This is a genomic window from Delftia sp. K82 (assembly GCF_002193035.1).
Lineage (GTDB): Bacteria > Pseudomonadota > Gammaproteobacteria > Burkholderiales > Burkholderiaceae_C > Comamonas > Comamonas acidovorans.
The window spans coordinates 1,147,816-1,170,415 of record NZ_MYFL01000001.1 but is presented as its reverse complement, the minus strand read 5'-3'; the positions used below and the strand labels follow the sequence as shown (position 1 = coordinate 1,170,415).

Annotated in this window: 22 protein-coding genes; 8 read left to right on the top strand and 14 right to left on the bottom strand. The window is 68.0% G+C overall.

Annotated elements, in window-relative coordinates:
* Nucleotides 1-17: 17 nt before the first annotated feature.
* Nucleotides 18-1,118: a UDP-N-acetylmuramate dehydrogenase gene (gene murB, locus KDK82_RS05100; protein WP_088164176.1), complete on the bottom strand. Its 1,101-nt coding sequence runs from the start codon at nucleotides 1,116-1,118 to the stop codon at nucleotides 18-20.
* 104 nt (nucleotides 1,119-1,222) lie between these two features.
* On the opposite strand from murB, the gene KDK82_RS05095 reads away from it, so the two are divergent.
* The 3 genes from KDK82_RS05095 to KDK82_RS05085 are packed head-to-tail and all read left to right on the top strand — an operon-like array spanning nucleotide 1,223 to nucleotide 3,437.
* Nucleotides 1,223-1,708 (top strand): YajQ family cyclic di-GMP-binding protein, encoded by a 486-nt coding sequence (locus KDK82_RS05095; RefSeq protein WP_012206580.1) that lies wholly within the window; start codon nucleotides 1,223-1,225, stop codon nucleotides 1,706-1,708.
* Nucleotides 1,709-1,741: 33 nt separating this feature from the next.
* The gene (locus tag KDK82_RS05090; protein ID WP_088164175.1) at nucleotides 1,742-2,407 is read left to right on the top strand and encodes a TIGR02281 family clan AA aspartic protease; all 666 of its coding nucleotides are present in this window, start codon (nucleotides 1,742-1,744) and stop codon (nucleotides 2,405-2,407) included.
* Nucleotides 2,408-2,447: 40 nt separating this feature from the next.
* Nucleotides 2,448-3,437, top strand: coding sequence for an HD-GYP domain-containing protein (locus KDK82_RS05085; RefSeq protein WP_088164174.1), 990 nt, complete (start codon nucleotides 2,448-2,450; stop codon nucleotides 3,435-3,437).
* Between the two features lie 37 nt (nucleotides 3,438-3,474).
* On the opposite strand, the gene KDK82_RS05080 is transcribed toward KDK82_RS05085, so the two are convergent.
* The 7 genes from KDK82_RS05080 to ybaK form a co-directional block, all read right to left on the bottom strand.
* Nucleotides 3,475-5,241 carry an NAD(P)-binding protein gene (locus KDK82_RS05080; protein WP_088164173.1) on the bottom strand — a complete coding sequence of 589 codons (1,767 nt, stop codon included), beginning with the start codon at nucleotides 5,239-5,241 and terminating at the stop codon, nucleotides 3,475-3,477.
* Entirely contained in the window at nucleotides 5,220-6,764 is a 1,545-nt protein-coding gene (locus tag KDK82_RS05075; RefSeq protein WP_013801576.1) for a polyamine aminopropyltransferase, read from the bottom strand. The genes KDK82_RS05080 and KDK82_RS05075 overlap by 22 nt, the downstream gene beginning before the upstream one ends.
* 87 nt (nucleotides 6,765-6,851) lie before the next feature.
* A complete protein-coding gene (locus KDK82_RS05070; RefSeq protein WP_088164172.1) occupies nucleotides 6,852-9,017 on the bottom strand; it encodes a TonB-dependent siderophore receptor in 2,166 nt (721 codons plus the stop codon).
* A gap of 189 nt (nucleotides 9,018-9,206) precedes the next feature.
* Nucleotides 9,207-9,425: a DUF350 domain-containing protein gene (locus tag KDK82_RS05065; RefSeq protein ID WP_013801574.1), complete on the bottom strand. Its 219-nt coding sequence runs from the start codon at nucleotides 9,423-9,425 to the stop codon at nucleotides 9,207-9,209.
* 18 nt (nucleotides 9,426-9,443) lie between these two features.
* A complete protein-coding gene (locus KDK82_RS05060; protein WP_088164171.1) occupies nucleotides 9,444-10,976 on the bottom strand; it encodes a DUF4178 domain-containing protein in 1,533 nt (510 codons plus the stop codon).
* A gap of 98 nt (nucleotides 10,977-11,074) precedes the next feature.
* A complete protein-coding gene (gene plsY, locus KDK82_RS05055; RefSeq protein WP_013801572.1) occupies nucleotides 11,075-11,755 on the bottom strand; it encodes a glycerol-3-phosphate 1-O-acyltransferase PlsY in 681 nt (226 codons plus the stop codon).
* 168 nt (nucleotides 11,756-11,923) lie between these two features.
* Nucleotides 11,924-12,418, bottom strand: a complete 495-nt coding sequence (gene ybaK / locus KDK82_RS05050; protein ID WP_012206589.1) for a Cys-tRNA(Pro) deacylase — start codon at nucleotides 12,416-12,418, stop codon at nucleotides 11,924-11,926.
* 57 nt (nucleotides 12,419-12,475) lie between these two features.
* Between ybaK and KDK82_RS05045 the strand changes: the two genes are divergently transcribed.
* The 4 genes from KDK82_RS05045 to KDK82_RS05035 are packed head-to-tail and all read left to right on the top strand — an operon-like array spanning nucleotide 12,476 to nucleotide 14,018.
* Complete coding sequence (locus KDK82_RS05045; protein WP_013801571.1) at nucleotides 12,476-13,024, top strand: DUF2975 domain-containing protein; 549 nt, start codon at nucleotides 12,476-12,478, stop codon at nucleotides 13,022-13,024.
* Nucleotides 13,021-13,179 carry a hypothetical protein gene (locus tag KDK82_RS32605; protein ID WP_179217848.1) on the top strand — a complete coding sequence of 53 codons (159 nt, stop codon included), beginning with the start codon at nucleotides 13,021-13,023 and terminating at the stop codon, nucleotides 13,177-13,179. Before KDK82_RS05045 ends, KDK82_RS32605 begins: the two co-directional genes overlap by 4 nt.
* 3 nt (nucleotides 13,180-13,182) lie before the next feature.
* Nucleotides 13,183-13,398: a helix-turn-helix transcriptional regulator gene (locus KDK82_RS05040; protein ID WP_013801570.1), complete on the top strand. Its 216-nt coding sequence runs from the start codon at nucleotides 13,183-13,185 to the stop codon at nucleotides 13,396-13,398.
* Nucleotides 13,395-14,018, top strand: a complete 624-nt coding sequence (locus tag KDK82_RS05035) for a hypothetical protein (RefSeq protein WP_088164170.1) — start codon at nucleotides 13,395-13,397, stop codon at nucleotides 14,016-14,018. Before KDK82_RS05040 ends, KDK82_RS05035 begins: the two co-directional genes overlap by 4 nt.
* Before the next feature lie 17 nt (nucleotides 14,019-14,035).
* On the opposite strand, the gene KDK82_RS05030 is transcribed toward KDK82_RS05035, so the two are convergent.
* The 3 genes from KDK82_RS05030 to KDK82_RS05020 all read right to left on the bottom strand — a co-directional run bounded on the left by KDK82_RS05030 (nucleotide 14,036) and on the right by KDK82_RS05020 (nucleotide 17,742).
* A complete protein-coding gene (locus KDK82_RS05030; RefSeq protein ID WP_088164169.1) occupies nucleotides 14,036-15,097 on the bottom strand; it encodes an aldo/keto reductase in 1,062 nt (353 codons plus the stop codon).
* A gap of 104 nt (nucleotides 15,098-15,201) precedes the next feature.
* Nucleotides 15,202-16,296 carry a 4-hydroxyphenylpyruvate dioxygenase gene (hppD, locus tag KDK82_RS05025; RefSeq protein ID WP_063325866.1) on the bottom strand — a complete coding sequence of 365 codons (1,095 nt, stop codon included), beginning with the start codon at nucleotides 16,294-16,296 and terminating at the stop codon, nucleotides 15,202-15,204.
* 21 nt (nucleotides 16,297-16,317) lie between these two features.
* Complete coding sequence (locus KDK82_RS05020) at nucleotides 16,318-17,742, bottom strand: amino acid permease (protein ID WP_088164168.1); 1,425 nt, start codon at nucleotides 17,740-17,742, stop codon at nucleotides 16,318-16,320.
* Between the two features lie 320 nt (nucleotides 17,743-18,062).
* Here KDK82_RS05020 and KDK82_RS05015 point away from each other — a divergent pair, with 320 nt between their 5' ends.
* Nucleotides 18,063-18,710: a TetR/AcrR family transcriptional regulator gene (locus KDK82_RS05015; protein ID WP_047218409.1), complete on the top strand. Its 648-nt coding sequence runs from the start codon at nucleotides 18,063-18,065 to the stop codon at nucleotides 18,708-18,710.
* Here KDK82_RS05015 and KDK82_RS05010 read toward each other — a convergent pair.
* The 3 genes from KDK82_RS05010 to KDK82_RS05000 all read right to left on the bottom strand — a co-directional run bounded on the left by KDK82_RS05010 (nucleotide 18,683) and on the right by KDK82_RS05000 (nucleotide 22,515).
* Nucleotides 18,683-19,594, bottom strand: coding sequence for a LysR family transcriptional regulator (locus KDK82_RS05010; protein WP_016449232.1), 912 nt, complete (start codon nucleotides 19,592-19,594; stop codon nucleotides 18,683-18,685). The genes KDK82_RS05015 and KDK82_RS05010 overlap by 28 nt on opposite strands.
* Before the next feature lie 83 nt (nucleotides 19,595-19,677).
* A complete protein-coding gene (locus KDK82_RS05005) occupies nucleotides 19,678-20,763 on the bottom strand; it encodes an ABC transporter ATP-binding protein (RefSeq protein WP_170962126.1) in 1,086 nt (361 codons plus the stop codon).
* Between the two features lie 12 nt (nucleotides 20,764-20,775).
* Nucleotides 20,776-22,515, bottom strand: a complete 1,740-nt coding sequence (locus KDK82_RS05000) for an iron ABC transporter permease (RefSeq protein WP_034395921.1) — start codon at nucleotides 22,513-22,515, stop codon at nucleotides 20,776-20,778.
* Nucleotides 22,516-22,600: the final 85 nt, after the last annotated feature.

The window sequence follows — 22,600 nt, the reverse complement described above, 5'->3', positions numbered from 1 at the left end:
TTGAGGCCGTCGATCGATCAGACCACGACGGGCTCGGGCTCCAGGCGGATGCCGAATCGCTCGTAGACGCTGGTCTGTATCGCGCCGGCCAGCGTCATGACCTCGCCGCCGGTGACGCTGCGGTCCACGCTGTGCCGGTCGCCCCGGTTGACCAGCACCAGGGCCTGCTTGTCATACACCCCGGCGCGGCCCATGGATTTGCCCTTCCAGCCGCAGGCATCGATCAGCCAGCCGGCGGCCAGCTTGATGGAGCCGTCGTCCATGGGGTAGTGCACGATCTTGGGCTCGCGCGCAATGATGTCGGCGCACTGCTCGGGCGTCACCGTCGGGTTCTTGAAGAAGCTGCCGGCGTTGCCGATCTGATCCGGGTCGGGCAGCTTGGCGCGGCGGATCTCGCAGACCCAGTCGAAGATCTGGCGGGCCGTGGGCTCGGCCACGCCGGCCTCGGCCTGGCGGCGCTGCAGGTCCAGGTAGCCCAGGCCGGGCTTCCAGTCCTTGGGCAGGGCCAGGCGCACGCGCGTGATCACGGCGCGACCCTTGAGGCCCATGCCGCGCGGCGGCACGCCGCTCATGCGCGCCCGCGCCACGGGCGTGGGTTCGGCCGGGGCGTGCTTGAACACCGAGTCGCGGTAGCCGAAGGCGCATTGCGCGGCATCCAGCGTGAAGGACTCGCCCGTGGCCAGGTCGATGGCATCCAGCGACTCGAACCGGTCCTGCAGCTCCAGCCCGTAGGCGCCGATGTTCTGCACCGGCGATGCGCCCACGGTGCCGGGAATCAGCGCCATGTTCTCCAGGCCGCCATAGCCCTGCGACAGGGTCCAGGCCACCAGGTCGTGCCAGCGCTCGCCGGCACCGGCCTCGACGATCCAGTGGCGCTCGGTCTCGCGCAGCAGGCGCATGCCCGCTATCTCCATCTTGAGGACCACGGGATCGACATCGCCCGTGATCACCACGTTGCTGCCGCCGCCCAGCACGAACACGGGCTGGCGGCCCCACAGAGGATCGGCCAGGAAATGGCGAATATCCTGATCGCTGCGCACACGCACCAGGGTGTGGGCACGGGCGGCGATGCCGAAGCTGTTGCAATGCTGCAGCGGAACATTTTTCTCGACTAACATCAGCCGGATTGTCGCACCGCGTCCCCACGCCTCCGGCACCGTGCCCGCATCGCCCGGTCCCGCGCTGCGATACTTTTTCAGAACATTCACAGGAAATATTTGCCATGCCTTCTTTTGACACCGTGTGCGAAGCCGACTTCGTCGAAGTGAAGAACGCCGTGGAGAACACCGCCAAGGAAATCGGCACGCGCTTCGACTTCAAGGGCACCTCGGCCGCCATCGAACTCAAGGACAAGGAAATCACGCTGTTCGGCGATGCCGACTTCCAGCTGCAGCAGGTCGAGGACATCCTGCGCAACAAGCTGACCAAGCGCAGCGTGGACGTGCGCTTCCTGGACATCCAGAAGGCCCAGAAGATCGGCGGCGACAAGCTCAAGCAGACCATCAAGGTCAAGAACGGCATCGAGGCCGAGCTGGGCAAGAAGCTGCAAAAGCTGATCAAGGACAGCAAGCTCAAGGTGCAGGCCGCCATCCAGGGCGACGCCGTGCGCGTCACCGGCGCCAAGCGCGACGACCTGCAGGCGGCCATGGCCCTGATCCGCAAGGACCTGGCCGACCATCCCCTGTCCTTCAACAACTTCCGCGACTGATCGCCCGGCATCCGCCCCTGCACCACAAGCCCCATGCGCCACCTGCGTGCCGTACTTCTGAGCCTGGCCGGCGTGGCCGCCCTGCTTCCGCCGCTGGCGAATGCGCAGTCCGTGGCACTCCGCGGCGTGCTGGGCAGCAAGGCCCTGCTGGTCATCGACGGCGGCACGCCACGCGCTTTGGCGGCCGGCGACAGCCTGCAGGACGTGCGCGTGCTGCAGGTATCGGGCGACACGGCCGAGGTGGAAATCAAGGGCCGCCGCCAGACATTGCGCCTGGGCGAAGCGCCCATCAGCCTGGGCGGCCGGGGCGCGGCAGCGGGCGATCCCGCGCTTGGCCGGCGCGTGGTGCTCAAGGCCGACAACCGGGGCCATTTCATCGAACGCGGCCAGATCAATGGCAAGACCATGGTCTACATGGTGGACACGGGCGCCAGCTCGGTCGCCATAGGCCGGTCCGACGCCGAACGCATGGGCCTGCCCTTTCTCAAGGGCCAGCCCGTGATGATGCGCACCGCCAACGGCGACGCCCAGGGCTGGAGCCTGCGGCTGGACTCGGTGCGCGTGGGCGATGTCGAGGTCTTTGGCGTGGACGCCGTGGTCGCCCCTCTTGCCATGCCCTATGTGCTGCTGGGAAACAGCTTTCTGGCCCACGTCCAGATGACCCGCCAGGGCAGCGAGATGGTGCTGGAGCGGCGCTGATGCGGCCTGCACGCGCCCCGCTTTCCGCACCCCGCCACCGATGAGCCGACGCCCCGACGATTCCTACGAAGACCTGCTGGGCCTGTGGTCCGACCTGGAGGCCGCGCTGTCCGTGCTGCTGTCCGCGCCGCTGCAGGTGCAGGGCTTCCTGGTCAAGCTGCAGCAGATCGACCTGTGGCTGCAGGAGTTGATCGCCCACGACAGCGATGCCGCGCTGTACCTGATGTTCCAGCGCGCCTGCTCCTCCACCGTGGGCTACAGCGCCTCCCATGCCCTGGTCTGCGCCTGCCTGTGCCATGTGCTGGCGCGCGAGCTGCGCCTGAACGAGACCGAGCACCGCACCCTGGTACGCGGCGCGCTTACCATGAACATCGGCATGAACGCGCTGCAGGACGAACTGGCGCTGCAGCGCGAGCCGCTGACCCCCGCCCAGCAGCAGGCCGTGCAGCGCCATCCGCTGCAAAGCCAGGCCCTGCTGGCGCGTCTGTTCGTCAACGACGCGCTGTGGCTGGAACTGGTGGCCCGCCACCATGAAGCCGTGCCCCAGCAGCCCTTGGCCACACTGCCCCCGGTGCAGCGCCTGGTGCGCATCCTGGGCACGGTGGACCGCTACGCGGCCCTGATCAGCCCGCGCAAGTCACGCGAAGGCCGCAGCGCCGCCGAGTCGCTGCGCGCGCTCACCCAGCAGCAGCGCTACTCCGACGAGGTGGGCTTCGCGCTGGTGCGCGCCGTGGGCCTGTGCCCGCCGGGCACCTATGTGCGGCTGGACAACGGCGACATCGCCGTGGTGCTGCGCCGTGGCGAGCCGCCGCAGCCGCCGCTGGTGGCCAGCGTGATCGGCGCCGATGGCGCCAGCCTCTACCCGCCCGTCATCCATGAAGGCGAGGACGGCCCCCGCATCCGCTCGGCACTGGCGCGCGCCGCCATCACGCTGGAGCTGGACCCGCGCACGCTGGCGCAGCTGGGCGTGCTGGCCGCACGCGGCAGCCAGTCGCTGTACCGCATGGTGCAGGTGCCGGGCAACATCTGAAGCGCCTGCCACGCGCATGTGGCCACCGCGAGCAGCCTCAGGTCCGCGCTCCGGCCCACAGGCCCGCATGGTGGCCGCGCGTGAAGGCCTCTTCCAGCACCGAGTAGCCGGCCCAGTCGGAATGCGCGAACCACAGGCGGCGTGTGCCCGGCGTGGGCAGCAGGGCCACGCGCTCGCCGGCGCACTGCGCGCTGCGGCCCCGGTGGTGCGACTGCAGCGCCACCTGGCTGAGCAGTTGCTGGTCGCCAGGCCGGGGAATGGCCATGGCGTGGCCGTAGCGCGTGATTTCCATGCGCGTGGCCTTGTGCAGCAGGTCGGGATGGGGGACGAGCAGGCTGCCGACGATGCGGTCCCGCCAGAAGCCGAAGGGCTGGCCCAGCAGTTGCGCGCGCCCGTCAGGCCAGTCGCCCAGCGCCTGGTAGTAACTGAGCACCGTGGGCCGGGGCGTGAGCCGGTCCAGGCCCTGGTGGCCCGCGTCCACGTAGCCCAGACCGCCCGCATTCGGATCGGCAAACAGCACGTTGTCCCAGGCAGGATCGGCGCCGGGCCGGTCGGCCAGCGGCCGCTGCAGATGGATGTTGGCCACCAGCCAGGGCGCCCAGTCCAGCCGGACCGCCACCGCGCGCAGGAAATCCGGCGCATCGCGCACCACGCGTGCCGCGATGAAGCTGGGCAGGGCCACGACGCAGCGCGCGGCCAGCCAGCGCTCGTGCTGCTGGCGGCCATGGTGGTAGACGTCGATCTCCACGCCGTCGGCACCTTCGGCAATGGATAGCACGCTGCAATCCGTCTGCAGGTCGGTGGCAGCCAACCCCGCCACCAGCTGCTGCGACAGCCAGCCATTGCCCTGGGGCCAGGTCAGCACGGCGTCGCCGGCCTCTTCGTCCGTGCGCTCGTCCTGGCGGCGCGGGGCCGAGAAGCCATGGCGGCTGGCGAAATAGTGAATGCCTGCCCAGGCCGATACGCGCGCCAGGCCCGCGCCAAAGTCGTCGCGGCAGCAGTACTCCAGATACCAGATCAGTTGCGCATCATCGATGCCCTGCTGGACCAGCCAGGCCTGCATGGTCTGGCCATCCAGCGCGGCATGGGCGGCGGGCAGACGGCCCTCGCGCTGCCAGACACGGATGGACGGCATGGCAAAGGCCGCCCTCTCCATCTCCTGGGCCACGCTGCGCGCAAAGAGTTCGTACTGCTCCAGCGTGCGCGATGCCACGCCATCGACGGGCAGCAGGCCCTCATGCCAGGCGCCCTGCCAGAACAGGCGCTCCTGCGGGCTGTGGCACAGATGGCGCTCGTCGTACTGCCAGCGGCCTGCGCGGCGCTGGCGCAGGCCCAGGGCCTCCAGCCAGTCCTGCACCTCGGCCGCATCGTCGCCGGGCAGGGGCAGATAGTGGGCACCCAGCGGACAGGGCAGGCCTGCAATGCTGCCGCCCTGGCTGTTGCCGCCCATGGCCTGCTGCGTGTCCAGCAGGGCCACGCCCTGCACTCCCGCCAGCTCCAGTGCGCGCGCGGCGGCCAGTCCTGCCATGCCGCCGCCGGCAATCACCACCTTGGCACGGTGCACCACGGCCGGCGGCGGCAGCGCCAGGCCCTGGGCCAAGCGCTGCCAGAACGCGCGCAAGGCATGGCCGCGCTCCAGCGCCACGCCGCTGAATCCGCCGGGCAGGTCTTCAAGTTGCGGTGGCGTTGGCGTGCAGCCGGACAGGCCCAGGCCCAGGGCTGCACCGCCGGTCAGGCCCTGCAGCCATTGGCGCCGGCTCCACAGGGGCGAGAGGCCGGTGCTCAACGCTCCACCCTGCCCCATTCGCGCTCGTAGGTGTTGACCAGCACCTGGTTGGACAGGCGATTGACCTCGGCCGGAACGCGCGCCATGTCCAACGGGAAGTCGAACATCAGCGCCATGGTCTGCGCGCTCAGAAAGCGCAGGCCCGCAGGCAGGGCATCGGGCTCGCGCCAAGGCCGGTGGCTGGCGATGACGAAGCCCCATTCGCCAAAACTGGGCACATGCGCGTGGTAGGGCGTGGCCTGCAGGCCGATGGATTCGATGGTCTGCACCACGGTCCAGTAGCTCTTGCGTGCGATCAGGGGCGAGGTGGTCTGCACCACGGCGTAGCCGCTGGCCGCCAGGCGCTTGTCCAGCAAGGCATAGAAGCTGTTGGTGAACAGCTTGCCGATGGCGAAATTGGTCGGGTCAGGGAAATCGACGATGACCACGTCGAAGGTCTCCCCGCCCTGCTGCAGCCAGTGGAAGGCATCGGTATTGAGGATGTGCACGCGCGCATCGCTGAGCGCTTCGCCGTTGAGCCGGCGCAGCATGGCGTTGTCCTTGAACAGGTCCGTCATGGCCGGGTCCAGCTCCACCAGGGTGACCGACTCCACCGAGGGGTACTTGAGCACCTCGCGCACGGCCATGCCGTCGCCGCCGCCCAGCACGGCCACGCGCTTGGGCGCGCCATGCGCGGCCATCACGGGGTGGACCAGGGCCTCGTGGTAGCGGTACTCGTCGCTTTGGGCGAACTGCAGGTTGCCGTTGAGGTACAGCCGCGCGCCCTGGCGCCCCTGCGTCACCACGATGCGCTGGTAGGGCGAGCTGCTGGAGAGCACGATGCGGTCCTGGTAGAAATGGTCGTCGGCCAGGCGCGTCAGATGGTCGGCGCCCCAGATGCCCGTGCCCAGCAGGGCCAGCACGGCCGCGCAGGCCAGGGCATGGGCACGCGGGCGCCGCAGCTCATGCCGAAACAGCAGCAGTGCCCAGACCGCCACCGCCGCATTCATGAAGCCGAACAGCAGCCCTGTGCGCACCAGGCCCAGCTTGGGCACCAGCAGCAGCGGAAATGCCAGCGACACGGCCAGCGCGCCCAGGTAGTCGAAGGTCAGCACCTGGGACACCAGGTCCTTGAGCGTCACATTGCGCTTGAGGATGCGCATCACCAGCGGAATCTCCAGCCCCACCAGGGTGCCCACCACCAGCACCATGCCGTACAGCAGAAAGCGGAACGCGCCGGGCGCGTAGGCATTGGCAATGAACAGCGTGGCCGGCAGCGCGCCGCCGACCAGGGCCACCATCAGCTCGATGCGCAGAAAGTGCGCGGGCAGATGGTCCTCGAAATAGCGCGAAAGCCATGAGCCGATGCCCATGGCGAACAGGTAGCTGCCGATGATGGTGGAGAACTGCAGGACCGAATCGCCCAGCAGATAGGAAGCCAGCGCACCCGCAGCCAGTTCGTAAAGCAGGCCGCAGGCCGCGATCACGAAGACGCTGACCAGCAGGGCGATGTCGATGGGACGCGCCGGCTGCGCGCCGGCAAGAGGGGCTGAGGTTTGCACGGCCGGTATTGTGCGCGATGCGCCCCTTCCCGCGTGCAACGGACACCGTGCAAAGCGGGAAGGAGCGCAGCGCCTCGGGCGCCGCCGTCAGAACTGGTAGTTGGCGCTGACCAGAACGCTGCGCGGTGCGCCTGGCATGGAGCTGGAGCGCCAGTACTGCTTGTCGAACAGGTTGGACAGCGCCACGGTCACGGTCCAGGCGTCCTGGCGCCAGCCCACCAGCGCATCCCAGCGCGTGTAGCCGGGCAGGAGAGCCGTGTTGGCGGCGTTGGTGAAGCGGCTGCCCGTGTAGGTCACGCCGACTTCGCCATACCAGGGGCCCTTGGGCGCATAGCGCAGGAACAGGTTGCCGTTGCGCTTGGCCGTGTCACGCAGGTACAGGCCCACGTTGGCAGGGTTTTGCGCGTCTTCAGCCACCTTGGCCTCCATGAAGGCCACGCCACCGCGCACATACCAGGAACTGGCCACGCGGCCAGCCGCGCTGAACTCGATGCCGCGCGAACGGTCCTTGCCCCGGATGGCCCAGGTGTAGGGATCATTCTCGGGATCGGGGCGGTAGCGGATGTTGTACTTCTCCAGCTGGTAGACGGAGACCTGGGTGGACAGCGCGCCGCCCAGCCAGTCGCTCTTGACGCCGACCTCGGACTGGCGCGAGTACTGGGGCTCGTCGTCCGGCACCGCGCCCACGGCGGTTTCCACGGTCAGGATGCCGCGACCGCCATAGGGCGAGTAGCTCTTGTTCCAGGACGCATAGAAGCTGTGCTCACGCACCGGCTGCCACACCACGCCCACGCGCGGGCTGAAGCCGTTGCCGTCGGTCTTGCGCGTGAGGTTGGCGATCTTGTTGGTGCTCTGGAAGTCGTAGCTGTCGTAGCGCAGGCCCAGCAGCAGCTTCCACTGCTCGGTCAGGCTGACCAGGTCCTGCATGTACAGCGCCTGGCCCTTGCCCTTGTGATAGTTGTCCTGGGTCGGATTGCCCTGCACCGGACGGCTGGGCCAGACGATGGGCTGCAACGGATCGTAGGAGAAGGTGCTGCCGGGCTGGCCGACGCGCGGCGCGCGCTCTTCCTCGCTGGCCTCCAGGCCCACCAGCAGATCGTGCTTGATGCTGCCCGTGCTGAACTTGCCCGTCAGGTCCAGCGTATTGGACAGCGTGGTGTTGCGGGTCTGCTGCCAGGCGTAGTTGGGCGTGATCTTGCCGGTGGCGGCACGGTAGGTGCCGGCGAAATAGTGGTCGAAATCCTGGCTGGCCTCGCGCTTGCTGGCCACCCAGCGCAGGTTCCAGCGGTTGTTGAAGTCATAGGACAGGTCGGAGCGCAGCACGCGCAGGCGATCTTCCACGTAGTCGCCCGGCGCCGCGAAGCCCTTGCGGATGGAAACGCCGGCTGGCAACTGGTCATAGACCGGACCGCGATCGGGCACGCGCCAGACGTTGTCATAGGTGTACTGGCCGGTCCAGCGCCACCCGGTGCGGGTGTCCACCAGGATGCTGGGCGAGACCATCTCGTTGCGGTTGCGTATGCCTTCGCGGAAGCTGTGCGCCTGCTCGCGGTCGGCCGTCAGGCGCACGGCCACGTTCTCGTTGAGCACGCGGTTGATGTCGATGGTGCCGCCCACGTTGTCCCAGGAGCCGCCGCGCAGCGTGATGCTGCTCTTGGCGTCGAAGCGCGCCTGCTTGCTCACCATGTTGACCACGCCGCCGCCCGCGCTGCGGCCGTAGAGCACGGAGGCCGGTCCCTTGAGGATCTCGATGCGCTCCACATTGGCCGTGCTGCGGCGCACCTGGCCGCTTTCTCGCACGCCGTCGCGGTAGATGTCGCTCTCGTCGGCCTTGAAGCCGCGGATGTACACGCCCTCGCCACGCATGTCGTAGGTGGTGTTCACGCCCGGCACGCCGTCCAGCATGGTGGCCAGGTCGTTGATGCCGTAGCTCTTGTACTTGTTGACCTCCAGCGTATCGATGGTCTGCGGGATGTCCTTGGGCGCCAGATAGGTCTTGGTCGCCGTGGTCACGCCTTCGGGGCGCACGTCGTCAGGGTCGTACTGGGAGGCGTTGACCTGCAGCGTGGGCAGGGTGTGCGCCTGTTGAGGCTGCGTCTGCGTCTGCGGCTGCGTCTGCGTCTGGGCCGGATCAGCTGGAACGGCTGGAGCGGCCTCCTGGGCATGGACTGCGCCCGCCAGCGCGGTGGTGATGATGCCAGCGGTCACACCCACTGAAAGCCTTGCCCTGCGGGCAGCTTGATGGTCTGTCATGGAAACCCTCTCTTCGAATGAAGGGGGCGATTCTATTTAGAATGCAAACGAATATCATTTGCAAACTCACTATCAACAAGGAATTTGTTGCGACGCAGCAACGCCACCATGCGCAGCGCAGCCGCACCTTTTCAGGCGGGCTGCGTGTCGGCGGGAGATGGGGAGTGCAGGGGGGCCAGGCGGCCCCGTTCAGTGGATGGCGGCAGCGACGATGATGCTGATGCCCAGGCACATGGCGGCCACCACCATGGCCAGCGCCTTGTTGTGCTTCTCGACGATCTCGGCCCACATGTCCACGGGCGTGATCTTGTCGATGATGATGAAGCACAGCCAGAACACCACCACGCCCACCAGCGCATAGAGGATCGAGCCGAAGAAGGCGGCGGGGTTGAACCAGTCGAAGTTCATGATCAGTTTCTCCGTTGTTTACTTGTGGCTGCCGCCCGAGGTGTAGCCACCCCAGGAGCCGCCGCTGCTGCGGGTGTAGCTGTTGCAGTTGGGATCGGTGTTCGGGTTGCAGTTCGGGCGCGACATGCAGCCGCGCAGCATGACGAACACCAGCCACAGGATGACCACGCCGATGACGATGGTCCACAGGCCGAAGCGGCTGCCCGACATCACGCCGACCTGCGAGCGGTCCCGCAGCTGCTTGAGGCCGAAGGCCGTGGCCAGCGTGGTGGCCGAGACGGCGCTGCCATGCGACCAGGTGGTCTCGCCGTTCTCGGTCTCGCTGGCCAGAAAGGCCTTGTTCTGCGCGCCTGCGCTCACATAGTCCACATTGCGCGTGGTCTGGCCGCGCTGCACGGGCCAGTAGAACTCGCCCAGCGCATAGGTGGTCTCGGCCGTGTAGCGCGATTCAAGCTGGTACTGCCGGCCCATGTACTTGGCCGTGCTGCGGTTCTTGGAGAGCTTGGGCACGCCCGTGGTCACGCGGGCCATGCTCCAGCCATCGGAGGAATCGACCAGGAAGGCGAAGCCGGCCTTCTGGCTGAACAGCAGGTATTCCTCCCAGCCAAAGCTCTCGTCGTCGCCAGGCTCCTGGCCCATGCGGTGCTGAAAGCCCACCACCTGCCATTGCAGGCCTTCCAATGCACCCTTGCTGCCCAGGGGGATGGCGGGGCGCACGGGCTCGTTCTGTTCGGCATAGGACAGTTCCTTGCCAATGCCCTGGCTCAGGTCCACCAGCGATCCGCAACTGGGGCAGCTCAGGCTCTTGGTGGTGGTGAAGCGCACGGGCACCACGGCGCCGCACTTGGGGCAGTTGAAGTGCCTGCCCTGCTCGCCCTTGAGCGAGGCGCCGTCGCGCAGGCCCTGCAGCCTGAGGTCGTCCAGCACCACGCGTTCGCCCAGGCTCAGCGCAGGCGGCTGGGCCGAGAAGTCCACGGACAGGACCTGGCCCTGCTCGCTGCGCAGCTCCACCAGCCAGTACGGCGTGCCGGGCTCGGGAAGCTGCGCCAGCTCGCCCTGGGCCGATACCAGCCGCGCGTTCTGCACGCTGCTGACGGTGAAGCTCTTGCCGCCCAGCACGCGCTGCGAGCCCAGCAGCCAGTCGGAGGCCTTGAACGGCCCATTGCGCAGGGCCTCGGCCTCCCAGGGCCAGGACCAGACGAACTGGCCGTTGTCCTCGCTCAGAAAGCCCAGCGCACCATCGCTGAACGCGGCCACCCATTCGCTCCAGGCGCCCGCCTCGCTCTTGAGCTGCAGCCGCCCGACCAGGGTGAAGTGCTCGGGCTTGCCGTTGCGCAGCATCTGGCCCGTGGCGCCGATGCGCAGGGGGCTGTAGTCCTCGAAGACCTCGGCCATGGAGCCGCGGCGCTGCAGCACATCGCCCTGGCGCACCACGGTGCTGCGGCAGAACTCGCAGACGGCGTAGCTGGCCTGGGCGCTGGAAAATTCCACGGGCGCGCCGCAGCCGGGGCAAGGTGCGCGGTAGACGCGCTGCGATGGACTCGATGCCATGTGGGAAGGTCGTCAGTGGTGAGAGGGCCTGGAGCGCGGCTGGCGGGCCACGCCATTCACGCAAGCTGCGCCCGTGGAGCGCAGCGCGGTGGCGGCGGTCAATGCGGCTTGCCTTTGGCCGTGCCGGGCTTGGCCGCGGCGGCTGCCGGGTCGGCCTTCTTGCTGCCCAGCCTGGATTCCTTGCCGGCCATCAGGCGCTGGATGTTCTCGCGGTGGCGCCAGATCAGCAGGGCCGCCATGGCGACGATGGCGGCGGCAATCGGCGTCTCGGCATACCAGACCACGCCACTGCACAGGAGGTAGTAGACGGGGGCGAACACGGAGGCCACCAGGGCCGCCAGCGAGGAATAGCGGAAGAACACGGCAATGATCAGCCAGGTCAGCGCCACCGCCAGGCCCAGCCAGACGCTGATGCCCAGCAGCACGCCCAGGGCCGTGGCCACGCCCTTGCCGCCCTTGAAGCGGAAGAACACCGGGTACAGGTGGCCCAGGAAGGCGGCCAGCGCCACCATGGCCACCGTGCCGTCGCCCAGGCCGAAGCGGCTGCCGAACCATTGCACCAGGGCCACGGGCAGCCAGCCCTTGGCCGCATCCAGCAACAGGGTCACGGCTGCGGCCGCCTTGCTGCCGGAGCGCAGCACATTGGTGGCGCCGGGGTTGCCGCTGCCATAGGTGCGCGGATCGTTCAGGCCCATGGCCCGGCTGACGATGACGGCGAACGACAGCGAGCCGATCAGGTAGGCCGCCACGGTGGCGAGAAGGGGGTAGAGCGCGTTCAATTGAAGTCCTTGGCCGGTCTGTGGAGCGCCGGCGCGCGATCCGGCCGGCCATGATGGCCCGCCCTCCCTGATCGCCGACACATGTTTTTCATCAGGACCTGCGCGAACCCGGTGGAGGCGGTGGCCGCCTTCCCGTGTGCGCAAGTCGTGTTCATTTCTTCAGGGCATCTATTCTGCCAGCGCGCAGTGCACGGGCCGTGCATCCAGCAGTTGCACGCAGACCTGCGGGTCCAGCTGCACCAGAAAGCCCCGGCGCCCGCCGTTGATGGCGATGCGCGGCAGCGCCAGGATGCTCTCTTCGATATAGACCGGCATGTCGCGGCGCGTGCCGAAGGGCGAGGTGCCGCCGACCAGGTAGCCGCTGTGGCGGTTGGCGACTTCGGGCTTGCAGGGCTCCACGCTCTTGGCGCCGATCTGCCGTGCCAGGTTCTTGGTGGAGACCTTGCAGTCGCCGTGCATGAGCACGATCAGCGGCCTGGCATCCTGGTCCTGCATCACCAGGGTCTTGACCACCATGTGCTCGTCAAGGCCCAGGCTGGCCGCGCTGTGCTCGGTGCCGCCGTGTTCCAGGTACTCATAGGGGTGCTCGGTGAACTCCACCTTGTGGGCGCGCAGCAGCTGCGTGGCCGGTGTCTCGCTGACATGAGAGTTTTTCTTGGACATGAATTTTTTATCGTTTTACAATAATTTTTTATCGATTCATCAATACAAGGCTGTGCCATGAACTATACGCCCCACGCCGCGGGCAACGCCCTGAGGCGCCACTCCCAGGCGGCGCGCATCCTGATTGCGCTCGGTGCCGTCGCGCTGCTGGCCCTGCCGGCAGCCGCCCTGCTGTCGCCGCAAGATCTTTCGGGCCAGGCGGAAGGCCTGCTGGGCATGCCGCCCGGCCAGCCGCTGGACATGGCTGCGCGCTGGCGCACCGCACTGGTCAGCCTGCTGCCCGTGGGCTGCGGCCTGTATGCGCTGCGCCAGTTGTGGACACTGTTCGGCGAGTACCTGCAGGGCCGGGTCTTCGGCCAGCAGGCGCAGCACGCCCTGATGCGCTTTGCCTGGACGGTGCTGGCGGGCGCGCTGGCCCTGCCCTTCACGCGCGCGCTGATGTCGGTGGCGGCCAGCATGGGCAATCCGCCAGGGCAGCGCTTCGTCACGCTGGGCCTGTACTGGCACGATGGCCTGCTGGTCCTGCTCGGGGTGGTGCTGGTCTCCATCGCCCATGTGATGCTGCAGGCGCGGCGCATCGCCGACGAGAACGCGGGATTCGTATGAGCGGCGTTCCCATCACGATCCACCTCATGGTGCTCCCCGGCCAGCGCCCGCTCTCGCTGCACCTGTACGAGGCCGCATTGGTGCTGCTGGGCCTGATCCTGCTGGCCCTGGTGATCTTCCTTCGCGACGCCAACCGATTCCGGGATGGCGACTGAACCATGCCCATCATCGTCCACCTCGATGTGATGCTGGCGCGCCGCAAGATGCGTTCGCGCGAACTGGCCGAGATGGTCGGCATCACCGAACAGAATATTTCCCTGCTCAAGAGCGGCAAGGTGCGCGGCGTGCGCTTCGACACACTGGAGCGCATCTGCGAGGCACTGCAGTGCCAGCCCGGCGACCTGCTGGAATGGGTGGCAGGGCCCGAGGCTTGAGCAGCGGACGGCTGCGGCTGATCGCGGGCCTGCTGCTGTCGCTGCTGCTGCATGGGGTGCTGCTGTGGCAGGGTCTGGCCCCGGACATTGCGCGGCCCGGCACCGGGCAGGCCGAGGCGCACCGCCTTCAGGTGGTCTGGGTCGAGACGCCGACTTCGACGCCGACGCCGGCCCCCTCTCCTGCTCCAGCGGCTGCCAGGCCCGGACCGGCGCCCGCGCCCGCGCCCGCGCCTACGCGACGGCCGGACACCGCCGCCGTCGCACCGCCATCAAGGCAGAGCGCAGGGGCTGCAAAGGCCACGGAGCAGGCCGCAACAACCGCCGCGCGGCAAGCGCCTGTGCCCGCCGACACCGAGGCCGTCCCGGACACGGCGCGCAGCGCCAGGGCCATGGGCCGCCTGCTGGACTCGGCCGCAGGCCGCGAGGCCGTGCAGTCGGCGGCCCGGCAAGGCCTGGTCAGGCCCCAGATCCATGCGCAGCGCGAGGACCCGCTGGCCAGCGGCATGCGCGAGGCCGCCCAGGGCGACTGCATGAGAGGCGAGTTCAAGGGCGGCGGCATGGGCCTGCTGAGCCTGCCCATGCTGGCGGCCGCCGCGCTCAAGGGCGAGTGCAGCCGCTGAAGGCACAGGGCCTAGGCCTATTGCGCAGGGTCGCGCACTTCCCAGCGGATGGCGTCGATGGCCAACAGCAGTTCGGGCGACAGTTGCGTGCCCCAGGCGTTCAAGTCCTCATCGAGCTGGGCCACCGAGGTCACGCCGATGATGGTGCTGGCCACCTGCCACTTGGTGTAGCAAAACGCCAGCGCCAGCTGCGTGGGCGTCATGCCATGCTCGCGCGCCAGCGCGTTGTAGCGGCGCGCGGCGGCCAGGGCTTCGGGCCGGCCCCAGCGCTGCTTGCGCACGGACTCGTAGCGCGCAATGCGTGCGGCCTGCGGCGCAGCGGGATCGGTGGGCGCATGCACGTCGAACTTGCCCGTGAGCAGGCCGAAGGCCAGCGGCGAATAGGCCAGCAGCGAGACACCCAGGCGGTGGCAGCTTTCGTCCATGCCGTTTTCCCAGCTGCGGTTGAGCAGGCAGTAGGCGTTCTGCACCGAGGCCACGCGCGGCAGGCCGTGCTGCTCGGCCAGGCGCACGAATTCGTGCACGCCCCAGGGCGTTTCATTGGACAGGCCGATGTGGCGCACCTTGCCTTCCCGGACCAGGCGGCCCAGCGCCTCAAGCTGCTCGTGGATGCCGGTCTGCGAGCTTTCCTTGGACGGGTCGTAGTACAGCTGGCCGAAGGCCGGCACATTGCGCTCGGGCCAGTGGATCTGGTAGAGGTCGATCACGTCCGTGCCCAGGCGGCGCAGGCTGCCTTCGCAGGAGGCGGCGATGTCGGCCGCCGTCATGCCCTTGCCCTCGCGCACCCAGGGCATGCCCCGCGAAGGACCGGCCACCTTGGTGGCCAGCACGACCTTGGCGCGCGCGCCGGGGCGCTGGGCGAACCAGCGGCCGATGATGGTCTCGGTGGCGCCGCAGGTTTCGGCGCGTGCGGGCACGGCATACATCTCGGCCGTGTCGAAGAAGTCCACGCCGCGTTCCAGCGCGCGGTCCATGATGGCAAAGGCCTCGGCCTCGCCGACCTGCTCGCCGAACGTCATGGTGCCCAGGCAGATGGGGCTGACTTGCAATGCGCTTTGACCGAGCGCCACCGGTTGCATCGAGGGGGAATTCATGGGCACCGAGTGTAGGGCCGCCCGTGTTTACCCTGACGACAGCGCGCCCACCCGGCCAGGGCCGGGCGGGCGCGCTGCGTCCGTCGGGATCAGGCGCCCTGCGGTGCCTCGGCCTGCAGCACGCCGCGGTTGATCTGGTCGCGCTCCATGGACTCGAACAGGGCCTTGAAATTGCCTTCGCCGAAGCCCTCGCGGTAGTTGCCCTTGCGCTCGATGAACTCGAAGAACACGGGGCCCAGCATGGGCTGGGAGAAGATCTGCAGCAGCAGGCGCGGCTGGCCGCCCTCGGTCGTGCCGTCCAGCAGGATGCCGCGTGCCTGCAGCTCGCCCACGGGCTGGCCGTGGCCGGGCAGGCGGCCTTCCAGGTTCTGGTAGTAGATGTCGTTGGGCGCGGTCAGCAGCGGAATGCCGGCCATCTGCAGCTGGTCGATGGAGTCCAGCAGGTTGTCCGTCAGCAGCGCGATGTGCTGGATTCCCTCGCCGTTGAACTGCATGAGGAATTCCTCGATCTGGCCGCCGCCCTGGCGCGATTCCTCGTTCAGCGGAATGCGGATCAGGCCGTCGGGCGCCGTCATGGCCTTGGAGGCCAGGCCGGTGTACTCGCCCGAGATGTCGAAGTAGCGGATCTCGCGGAAATTGAACAGCTTGCTGTAGAAGTCCGCCCAGTAGGTCATGCGGCCACGGTAGACGTTGTGCGTCAGGTGGTCCACCACATGGAAGCCGTGGCCCTTGGGGTTGCGGTCCACGCCGGGCAGGAACTCGAAGTCGATGTCGTAGATGGACTTGCCTTCGTCGAAGCGGTCGATCAGGTACAGCGGCGCGCCGCCGATGCCCTTGATGGCAGGCAGGCGCAGCTCCATGGGACCCGTGGGGATTTCCACCGGCTGGGCGCCCAGTTCCAGCGCGCGCTTGTAGGCCTGGTGCGCGTCCTTGACGCGGAAGGCCAGGCCGCAGGCCGAGGCGCCGTGCTCGGCCGCAAAATAGGCGGCCTGCCCCGGCTCATTGTTGATGATGAAGTTGATGCCTCCCTGGCGGTACAGCAGCACGTTCTTGGAACGGTGCTTGGCCACCAGGGTGAAGCCCAGCTTCTCGAACAGCGGCTCCAGCACGCCGGGCGCGGGCGACGCGAATTCCACGAATTCGAAGCCCATCAGGCCCATCGGGTTGTCGAACAGGTCTGCCATGGTTGGTTCTCCTTGAAGGTTTCAACGGGGGATGTGCGCGGGTTCCAGTACGGATTCCAGCACAGGCGTGGGACGTTGGCGGAACACGAGGCGATAGGCCCCGTAGACCACCAGGACCCAGATCGGAATGGCCAGCGCGGAGGACCGCACCGACGGTGTCAGCAGCATCACGCCCACCACCAGGGCCATGGCGGCCAGGCAGATGGCGTTGGTCAGCGGCGCGGCCGGTGCGGGAAAGCCCAGCACGGTCTTGCGCGCCACATGCGCCCGGCGAAAGCGCCAGTGCGCCACGATGATGATGGTCCAGGTGATCACCAGGGCCGCCACGATCAGCGACATCAGCAACTCGAGCACGCCGGCCGGCGCCACATAGTTCAGCACGATGGCCAGCGCCGTGAAGATGGCCGGATAGACGATGGCCCGCACCGGCACGCCGCGGCGGTTGACCTGCATCAGCGAGCGCGGCGCATTGCCTTCGCTGGCCATGCCGTACAGCAGGCGGCTGTTGCTGTAGACCATGCTGTTGTAGACCGACAGCGTGGCCGTGAGGATCACGAAGTTCAGCAGGTGGGCGGCCGTGTTCTCGCCCAGGCCCGAGAACACCAGCACGAAGGGGCTGCTGCTGTAGGTGTCGCCGCCTGCCTTGAGCTGGCCCAGCAGGTCGGTCCAGGGCATCAGCGACATCAGCACGGCCATGGAGCCGATGTAGAACACCAGCACGCGATAGATCAGCTGGTTCACGGCCTTGGGGATGACGGTGCGCGGCTGGTCAGTCTCGGCCGCCGCGAAGCCCAGCATCTCCACGCCGCCGAAGGCGAACATGATGAAGGCGAAGGCCATCACCAGGCCTGAGAAGCCGTTGGGAAAGAAGCCGCCGTGCGTCCACAGGTTGCGCACGGTCTGCTCGGACCGGTCGGCGTTGGCCAGCAGATACACGCCCGCAGCGATCATGGCCAGCACGGCCGCGATCTTGATCAGCGCGAACCAGAACTCGAACTCGCCATAGGCCTTGACGTTGATGAAGTTCACGCCGTTGATCAGCACGAAGAACACCGCCGCCGTCACCCAGGTGGGTATGCCGGGCCACCAGAACTGTATGAACTTGCCTGCGGCCGTCAGCTCCAGCATGCCCACGAGCACATACAGCGCCACACAGTTCCAGCCCGCCAGAAAGCCCGCGAAGCGGCCCAGGTAGCGGTTGGCGAAATAGCTGAACGAGCCCGCGTTGGGCTCCTCGACCAGCATCTCGCCCAGGAAACGCATGATGAAAAAGATGATCAGCCCGCCAATGGCGTAGCCGAGCAGCACGGACGGGCCGGCCAGCTCGATGATGCCGGCCGAGCCCAGGAACAGGCCCGTGCCGATGGTGCCGCCCAGCGCGATGAGCTGGATATGGCGGTTCTTGAGCCTGCGCTCCAGATGGCCCTGCGAAGAAGAACTGTGCATCAAGGGGGTGCTCCGGCTCTCAGCAAGGCGCGCGGCGGCGCAGGGGTTGGAACACTTCGGTGGTCTTCACGGCAATGTCTCCTCGTGGGGTGCCTGTTGGAATGCGGGGCGTTGTGCGCCCCTTGTTGATGGGTATCAACTATAAAAAACAATAAATTATTATTTCTTGTAATTTATCCCTATGGACAAGCCCAAGAAGAAGGAGTAGCGAAGGCGATCGACGCATTGCCACCCGCCATGCCGCACTGCGGCAACGGTTGAACGCCCGCAACAAACAAAAACAATCTACTATTATTTTTTTGCCCTCTGGAGCCCAGAACATGACGACGTCCGCCACGCAGCGGCGCGCACGCACGCCGCAGACCGAGCGTGTGGAGACAACGCAACGCAAGATCATCGACTCCGCCCTGGCGCTGCTGCGCGAGGGCGGCTTCAAGAGCGCCACACTGCAGGCCATCGCGCGCGGCGCCGATGTGTCGCTGGGCGCGCTGCAGCACCACTTCGAGAGCCGCGACGCGCTGATGGAGCGGCTGGTCATCGAGGTCATGGAGCCGCTGAGCGACCAGGGCACGGTCTGGCCCGACAAGGCCCTGCCCCTGCGCGAGCGTGCACAGACCTTCGTCACCCTGGCCTGGGACAACATCTTCGGCGCGGCCAACTACCAGGCGGCCTGGAGCATGTTCTTCGGCTGCAAGGCCTCCCCCTCGCTGTTCGACCGCGTGGACGCGCGCCGCGTACATGTGGACAGCGTGTTCTACACGCGCTTCCTGGACGTCTTCCCCGAGATCGCGGCCCACCATCCCCGCCCCCAGGGCTTTGCGGCCATGGCCTTCGCCATCCTGCGCGGCACCGGCGTGCTGGAGCTGTTCGAGGTGGGCGAGCAGGAACGCCAGGGCAGCCTCGATGCGCTGGTCGAGGCCATCGTCCAGGCAGGCACCCCTCAGGCCGGCGGCGGCGCCGCCGCCTGAACCTCGGTCAGCCCCCAGACCCTGCGCAGTTGCGACAGCGTGGCCACCAGGGCCGGGTCGTGCTCGGCCTCGCGCGGGTGGATGAAGCCCAGCTGCGCCGACACGCGCGCATGCGGCCAGATAGCCACGCAGCCATGCTCGGCCGCAGCCAGGGCGCGGTCCTCGCGCAGCAGCGCCAGGCCCAGGCCGGCGCGCACCAGGCTCTCGGGCGCGGCGGCGGCATCGCTTTCCACGATCTGATTGGGGCTCAGCCCCTGGCGGGCGAACAGCGCCAGCAGCAGGGCCTGCTCATGGTGCTGCGCGGGCGCGCCGATCCAGGGCAGTTGCGCCAGGTCCTTCCAGCCCGATTGCAGGACGCGCTCGCGCAGCGCGGGCGGCGCCGCCACGCGGTAGTGCAGTGTCTGCAGCACCAGGGCGCCCAGGTCGCGCGGCATGTGGGCGCCGATGTAGAACGCGCCCTGCAGGCCGCCGGCCGCGACCTGCGCGCGCAACTCCTCGGCCCAGCCCTGGCGTGTCTTGATGTCCAGCAGCGGCAGCGCCTCCACCAGGCCGTGCAGCAGCGAGCCCAGGCGCAGCGCCTCGGGGTCGGCCACCGTGCCCAGCAGCAGCTGGCCGGTGATCTCGCCCTGCAGCTCGCGGGCCTGGCCCTGCAGGCGTCCTGCCGCATCCAGCACCTGCCGGGCGGGCTCCATCAGGGCCTCGCCGGCCCGCGTGAGGCTGATGCGGCCCGGGCGCCGGTCGAACAGCGCCACGCCCAGTTCTTCCTCCAGCGCCTTGATCTGGGCCGTGATGGCGGGCTGCGTCAGGTGCAGGGCCTCGGCCGTGCGCGTGACGCTGCCCAGCGTGGCCGCCGTGACGTAGGCGCGCAGCTGATACATCTCCATGGGCGGCCAGCCTAGCGCAGGCGCCAGGGCCTGCGGCCCGGGCAGGCCCGGGTTTCAGGGAACATCCCTAGCCGTCTCATCGTTCACTCATCGAGGTAGCGCAGCTGCGTGGGCTCGATGCCCAGGCGCACCGGCATGCCCATGGGGAACATGGCAATGCCCGCGTAGTGCGCCTGGTCGGCAACCACGGCCACCTCGCCCACGCGCACGCGGTAGCGCGAGAACTCGCCCAGGAACTCGGCGCTTTCGATCTGCCCTTCCACCCAGACGCGCGAGGCATCGCCCGCATCGTCGCGCACCGCAATCTGCACCTGGTGCGGCCGGAAGGCCAGCGCCGCGCGCCCTGGCACGGGCGGCTGGGCCGGGCGCGGCAGGGTCAGCGTGCCCAGGCCCGGCACCTTGAAGACCAGCGACTCGCCTATCGTTGGCAGCACCTCGCCCTCCAGCACATTGGCCGTGCCGACAAAGCCCGCCACGAAGCGGTTGGCCGGATAGTCGTACAGCCCCGCCGCCGAGCCCACCTGCTGCAGCACGCCCTTGTCCAGCACGGCCATGCGGTCGGCCGTGGTCATGGCCTCTTCCTGGTCGTGGGTGACGAAGATGGTGGTCAGGCCCAGCTTGCGCTGCAGGCTGCGCAGTTCCTCGCGCATCTGCACGCGCAGCTGCTTGTCGAGGTTGGACAGCGGCTCGTCCAGCAGCAGCAGCTTGGGCGCGATCACCACGGTGCGCGCCAGCGCCACGCGCTGCTGCTGCCCGCCCGACAGCTGGCCCGGGCGGCGCTGCGCGTACTGCGACAGGCCCACCAGCTCCAGCACTTCGCCCACCTTGCGGCGGATGGTGTCGCGGCTTTCGCGGCGCTCGACCAGGCCGAAGGCCACGTTGTCGTACACCGTCATGTGAGGCCACAGCGCATAGTTCTGGAACACCATGCCGATGTTGCGCGCATGCGGCGGCACGCCCGTGATGTCCTGCCCGCCCACCAGCAGCTCGCCGCGCTGGTGCCGGTTGAAACCGGCAATCAGCCGCAGCAGCGTGGACTTGCCCGAGCCCGAAGGCCCCAGCAGCGCGAAGAACTCGCCGGGCTCGATCTTGAGGTTGACGTCGCGCAGCACTTCGTTGCTGCCGTAGCTCAGGCTGATGTGCCTGCATTCGAGGGAGACAGGGTCCAGGTGCATGGCGTTTCACTCCGAAGTCGATTGCACGGTGGCGCGCGAGCGCTCCACGAAGCGGTGCGAGAAATACGTGCCCAGGCCGACCACGACCACGGCCAGCACGCCCAATGCCGCACCGGGTCCGCGCCCCGAGATGCTTTGCATGTACAGGTAGATGCCGTAGCTCATGGGCGCCTGGCTCTGGGCCGAGGCCAGCATGATGGTGGCCGACAGCTCCACCGCCGCCGTGATGAAGCTGGTGACGAAACCGGCCAGGATGCCGCCGGCCATCAGCGGCACCATCACGCGCCGTATCACGCTGGTGCGGCCCGCGCCCAGGCTTTGCGCGGCCTCCTCCAGCGAGATGTGCACCTGCTGCAGCGCCGCCATGCACGAGCGCAGCGCATACGGCAGCCGCCGTACCGCATAGGCCAGCATGATCAGCACCCAGGTGGTGACGATGGGTGTGTCGGTGAAGGGCAGGTTCACGCCCTTGAACAGCCGCAGGTAGCCGATGGCCAGCACCAGCCCCGGAATCGCCAGCGCCACCGATGCCAGGTAGTCCAGCCACTGCCGGGCAGGCAGCCGCGTGCGCAGGATCAGGTAGGCGATGGCGGTGCCGATCACCACGTCGATGCCCGCCGCCATCAGGCAGTACAGCAGCGTGTTGCCGATCATGTAGCCCGAGTCGGTGAACACCGTGGCGTAGTGCTCCAGCGTGTAGCTGTCGGGCAGCACCGAGAAGCTCCAGACCTTGGAGAACGACATCAGCAAGATGCCGATGTGCGGCGCCAGCACCACCAGCAGCACCAGGGCGATCCAGCCATAGGCCAGCAGCGCCTCCCAGGCCGACAGCCGGCGCTTTTGCAGCGCGCTGCCGCCCTTTTGCAGCGTGGCGTAGTCCTTGCCCTTCATCACCCGCGCGGCCAGCCACAGGGCGACGATGGAGAACGCGATCATGATCACGCTGATCACATAGCCCAGCGGATCATCGAGCCCCACCGAGGTGATGCGCAGATAGGCCTGGGGCGCCAGCATATTGGTCACGCCCATCACCAGCGGCGTGCCCAGGTCGTCGAACACTTTCACGAACACCAGGGCCGCGCCCGCCAGGTAGCCGGGCATGGCCAGCGGAAAGATCACGCGCCGAAACAGCCGGAAACCACGCGAGCCCAGGTTCAGCGCCGACTCCTCCATGGCCCCGTCGATATTGCGCATGGCCGCCACGAGGTTGAGCAAGATGAACGGGAAGTAGTGGATGCTCTCCACGAAGATCACGCCCGTCAGCCCCTCCATGATGGGCACGGTGAAGCCGAACCAGTCGTCCAGCAGCAGGTTGACCGAGCCGCTGCGCCCGAAGATCAGCTGCAGCGCCACCGCCCCCACGAAGGGCGGCATGATCAGCGGCAGCACGCCCAGCGTCTGTATCAGCAGCGCGCCCCGGAACTCGAAGCGCACCGTCAGGTAGGCCAGCGGCACGGCGATCAGGCTGGCGAAGAACACGCTGGCCAGGGACACGCCCAGGCTGTTGAAGAACGACTCGCGGAAGACGGTCTGGCCGAAGAAATTGCCGAAATGCCCCAGCGTGAGCCCGCCGCCTTCATTGACGAAGGCGGTGTAGACCACCATGCCCACGGGCACGATGAGAAAGGCCAGCAAAAAGGCCAGGATCAGCGCGAAGGCCAGCCACGGCCCCCAGCCCGACGGAATGCGCCGTGCGCGCGCAGCAAGGGGGGCGGCGGCGGGCGCCGCCATGGAATCGATGCTCATGCGAATGCTCCGCAGCGAAAGAGACTGTCAAGGGGAGTGCATGCAGGCGCCCGGTGCCGGGCCCCTGCGCCACCTACCACGCCAC

Coding starts and splice junctions, on each gene's coding strand:
- KDK82_RS05090 (WP_088164175.1), top strand. CDS start 1,742: ATGCGCCACCTGCGTGCCGTACTTCTGAGCCTGGCCGGCGTGGCCGCC.
- KDK82_RS05070 (WP_088164172.1), bottom strand. CDS start 9,017: ATGACAGACCATCAAGCTGCCCGCAGGGCAAGGCTTTCAGTGGGTGTG.
- KDK82_RS05095 (WP_012206580.1), top strand. CDS start 1,223: ATGCCTTCTTTTGACACCGTGTGCGAAGCCGACTTCGTCGAAGTGAAG.
- KDK82_RS05085 (WP_088164174.1), top strand. CDS start 2,448: ATGAGCCGACGCCCCGACGATTCCTACGAAGACCTGCTGGGCCTGTGG.
- KDK82_RS05080 (WP_088164173.1), bottom strand. CDS start 5,241: ATGGGGCAGGGTGGAGCGTTGAGCACCGGCCTCTCGCCCCTGTGGAGC.
- hppD (WP_063325866.1), bottom strand. CDS start 16,296: ATGGCAGACCTGTTCGACAACCCGATGGGCCTGATGGGCTTCGAATTC.
- KDK82_RS05030 (WP_088164169.1), bottom strand. CDS start 15,097: ATGCAACCGGTGGCGCTCGGTCAAAGCGCATTGCAAGTCAGCCCCATC.
- KDK82_RS05045 (WP_013801571.1), top strand. CDS start 12,476: ATGAACTATACGCCCCACGCCGCGGGCAACGCCCTGAGGCGCCACTCC.
- KDK82_RS05040 (WP_013801570.1), top strand. CDS start 13,183: ATGCCCATCATCGTCCACCTCGATGTGATGCTGGCGCGCCGCAAGATG.
- KDK82_RS05065 (WP_013801574.1), bottom strand. CDS start 9,425: ATGAACTTCGACTGGTTCAACCCCGCCGCCTTCTTCGGCTCGATCCTC.
- KDK82_RS05015 (WP_047218409.1), top strand. CDS start 18,063: ATGACGACGTCCGCCACGCAGCGGCGCGCACGCACGCCGCAGACCGAG.
- KDK82_RS05010 (WP_016449232.1), bottom strand. CDS start 19,594: ATGGAGATGTATCAGCTGCGCGCCTACGTCACGGCGGCCACGCTGGGC.
- KDK82_RS32605 (WP_179217848.1), top strand. CDS start 13,021: ATGAGCGGCGTTCCCATCACGATCCACCTCATGGTGCTCCCCGGCCAG.
- KDK82_RS05020 (WP_088164168.1), bottom strand. CDS start 17,742: ATGCACAGTTCTTCTTCGCAGGGCCATCTGGAGCGCAGGCTCAAGAAC.
- murB (WP_088164176.1), bottom strand. CDS start 1,118: ATGTTAGTCGAGAAAAATGTTCCGCTGCAGCATTGCAACAGCTTCGGC.
- KDK82_RS05060 (WP_088164171.1), bottom strand. CDS start 10,976: ATGGCATCGAGTCCATCGCAGCGCGTCTACCGCGCACCTTGCCCCGGC.
- KDK82_RS05000 (WP_034395921.1), bottom strand. CDS start 22,515: ATGAGCATCGATTCCATGGCGGCGCCCGCCGCCGCCCCCCTTGCTGCG.
- ybaK (WP_012206589.1), bottom strand. CDS start 12,418: ATGTCCAAGAAAAACTCTCATGTCAGCGAGACACCGGCCACGCAGCTG.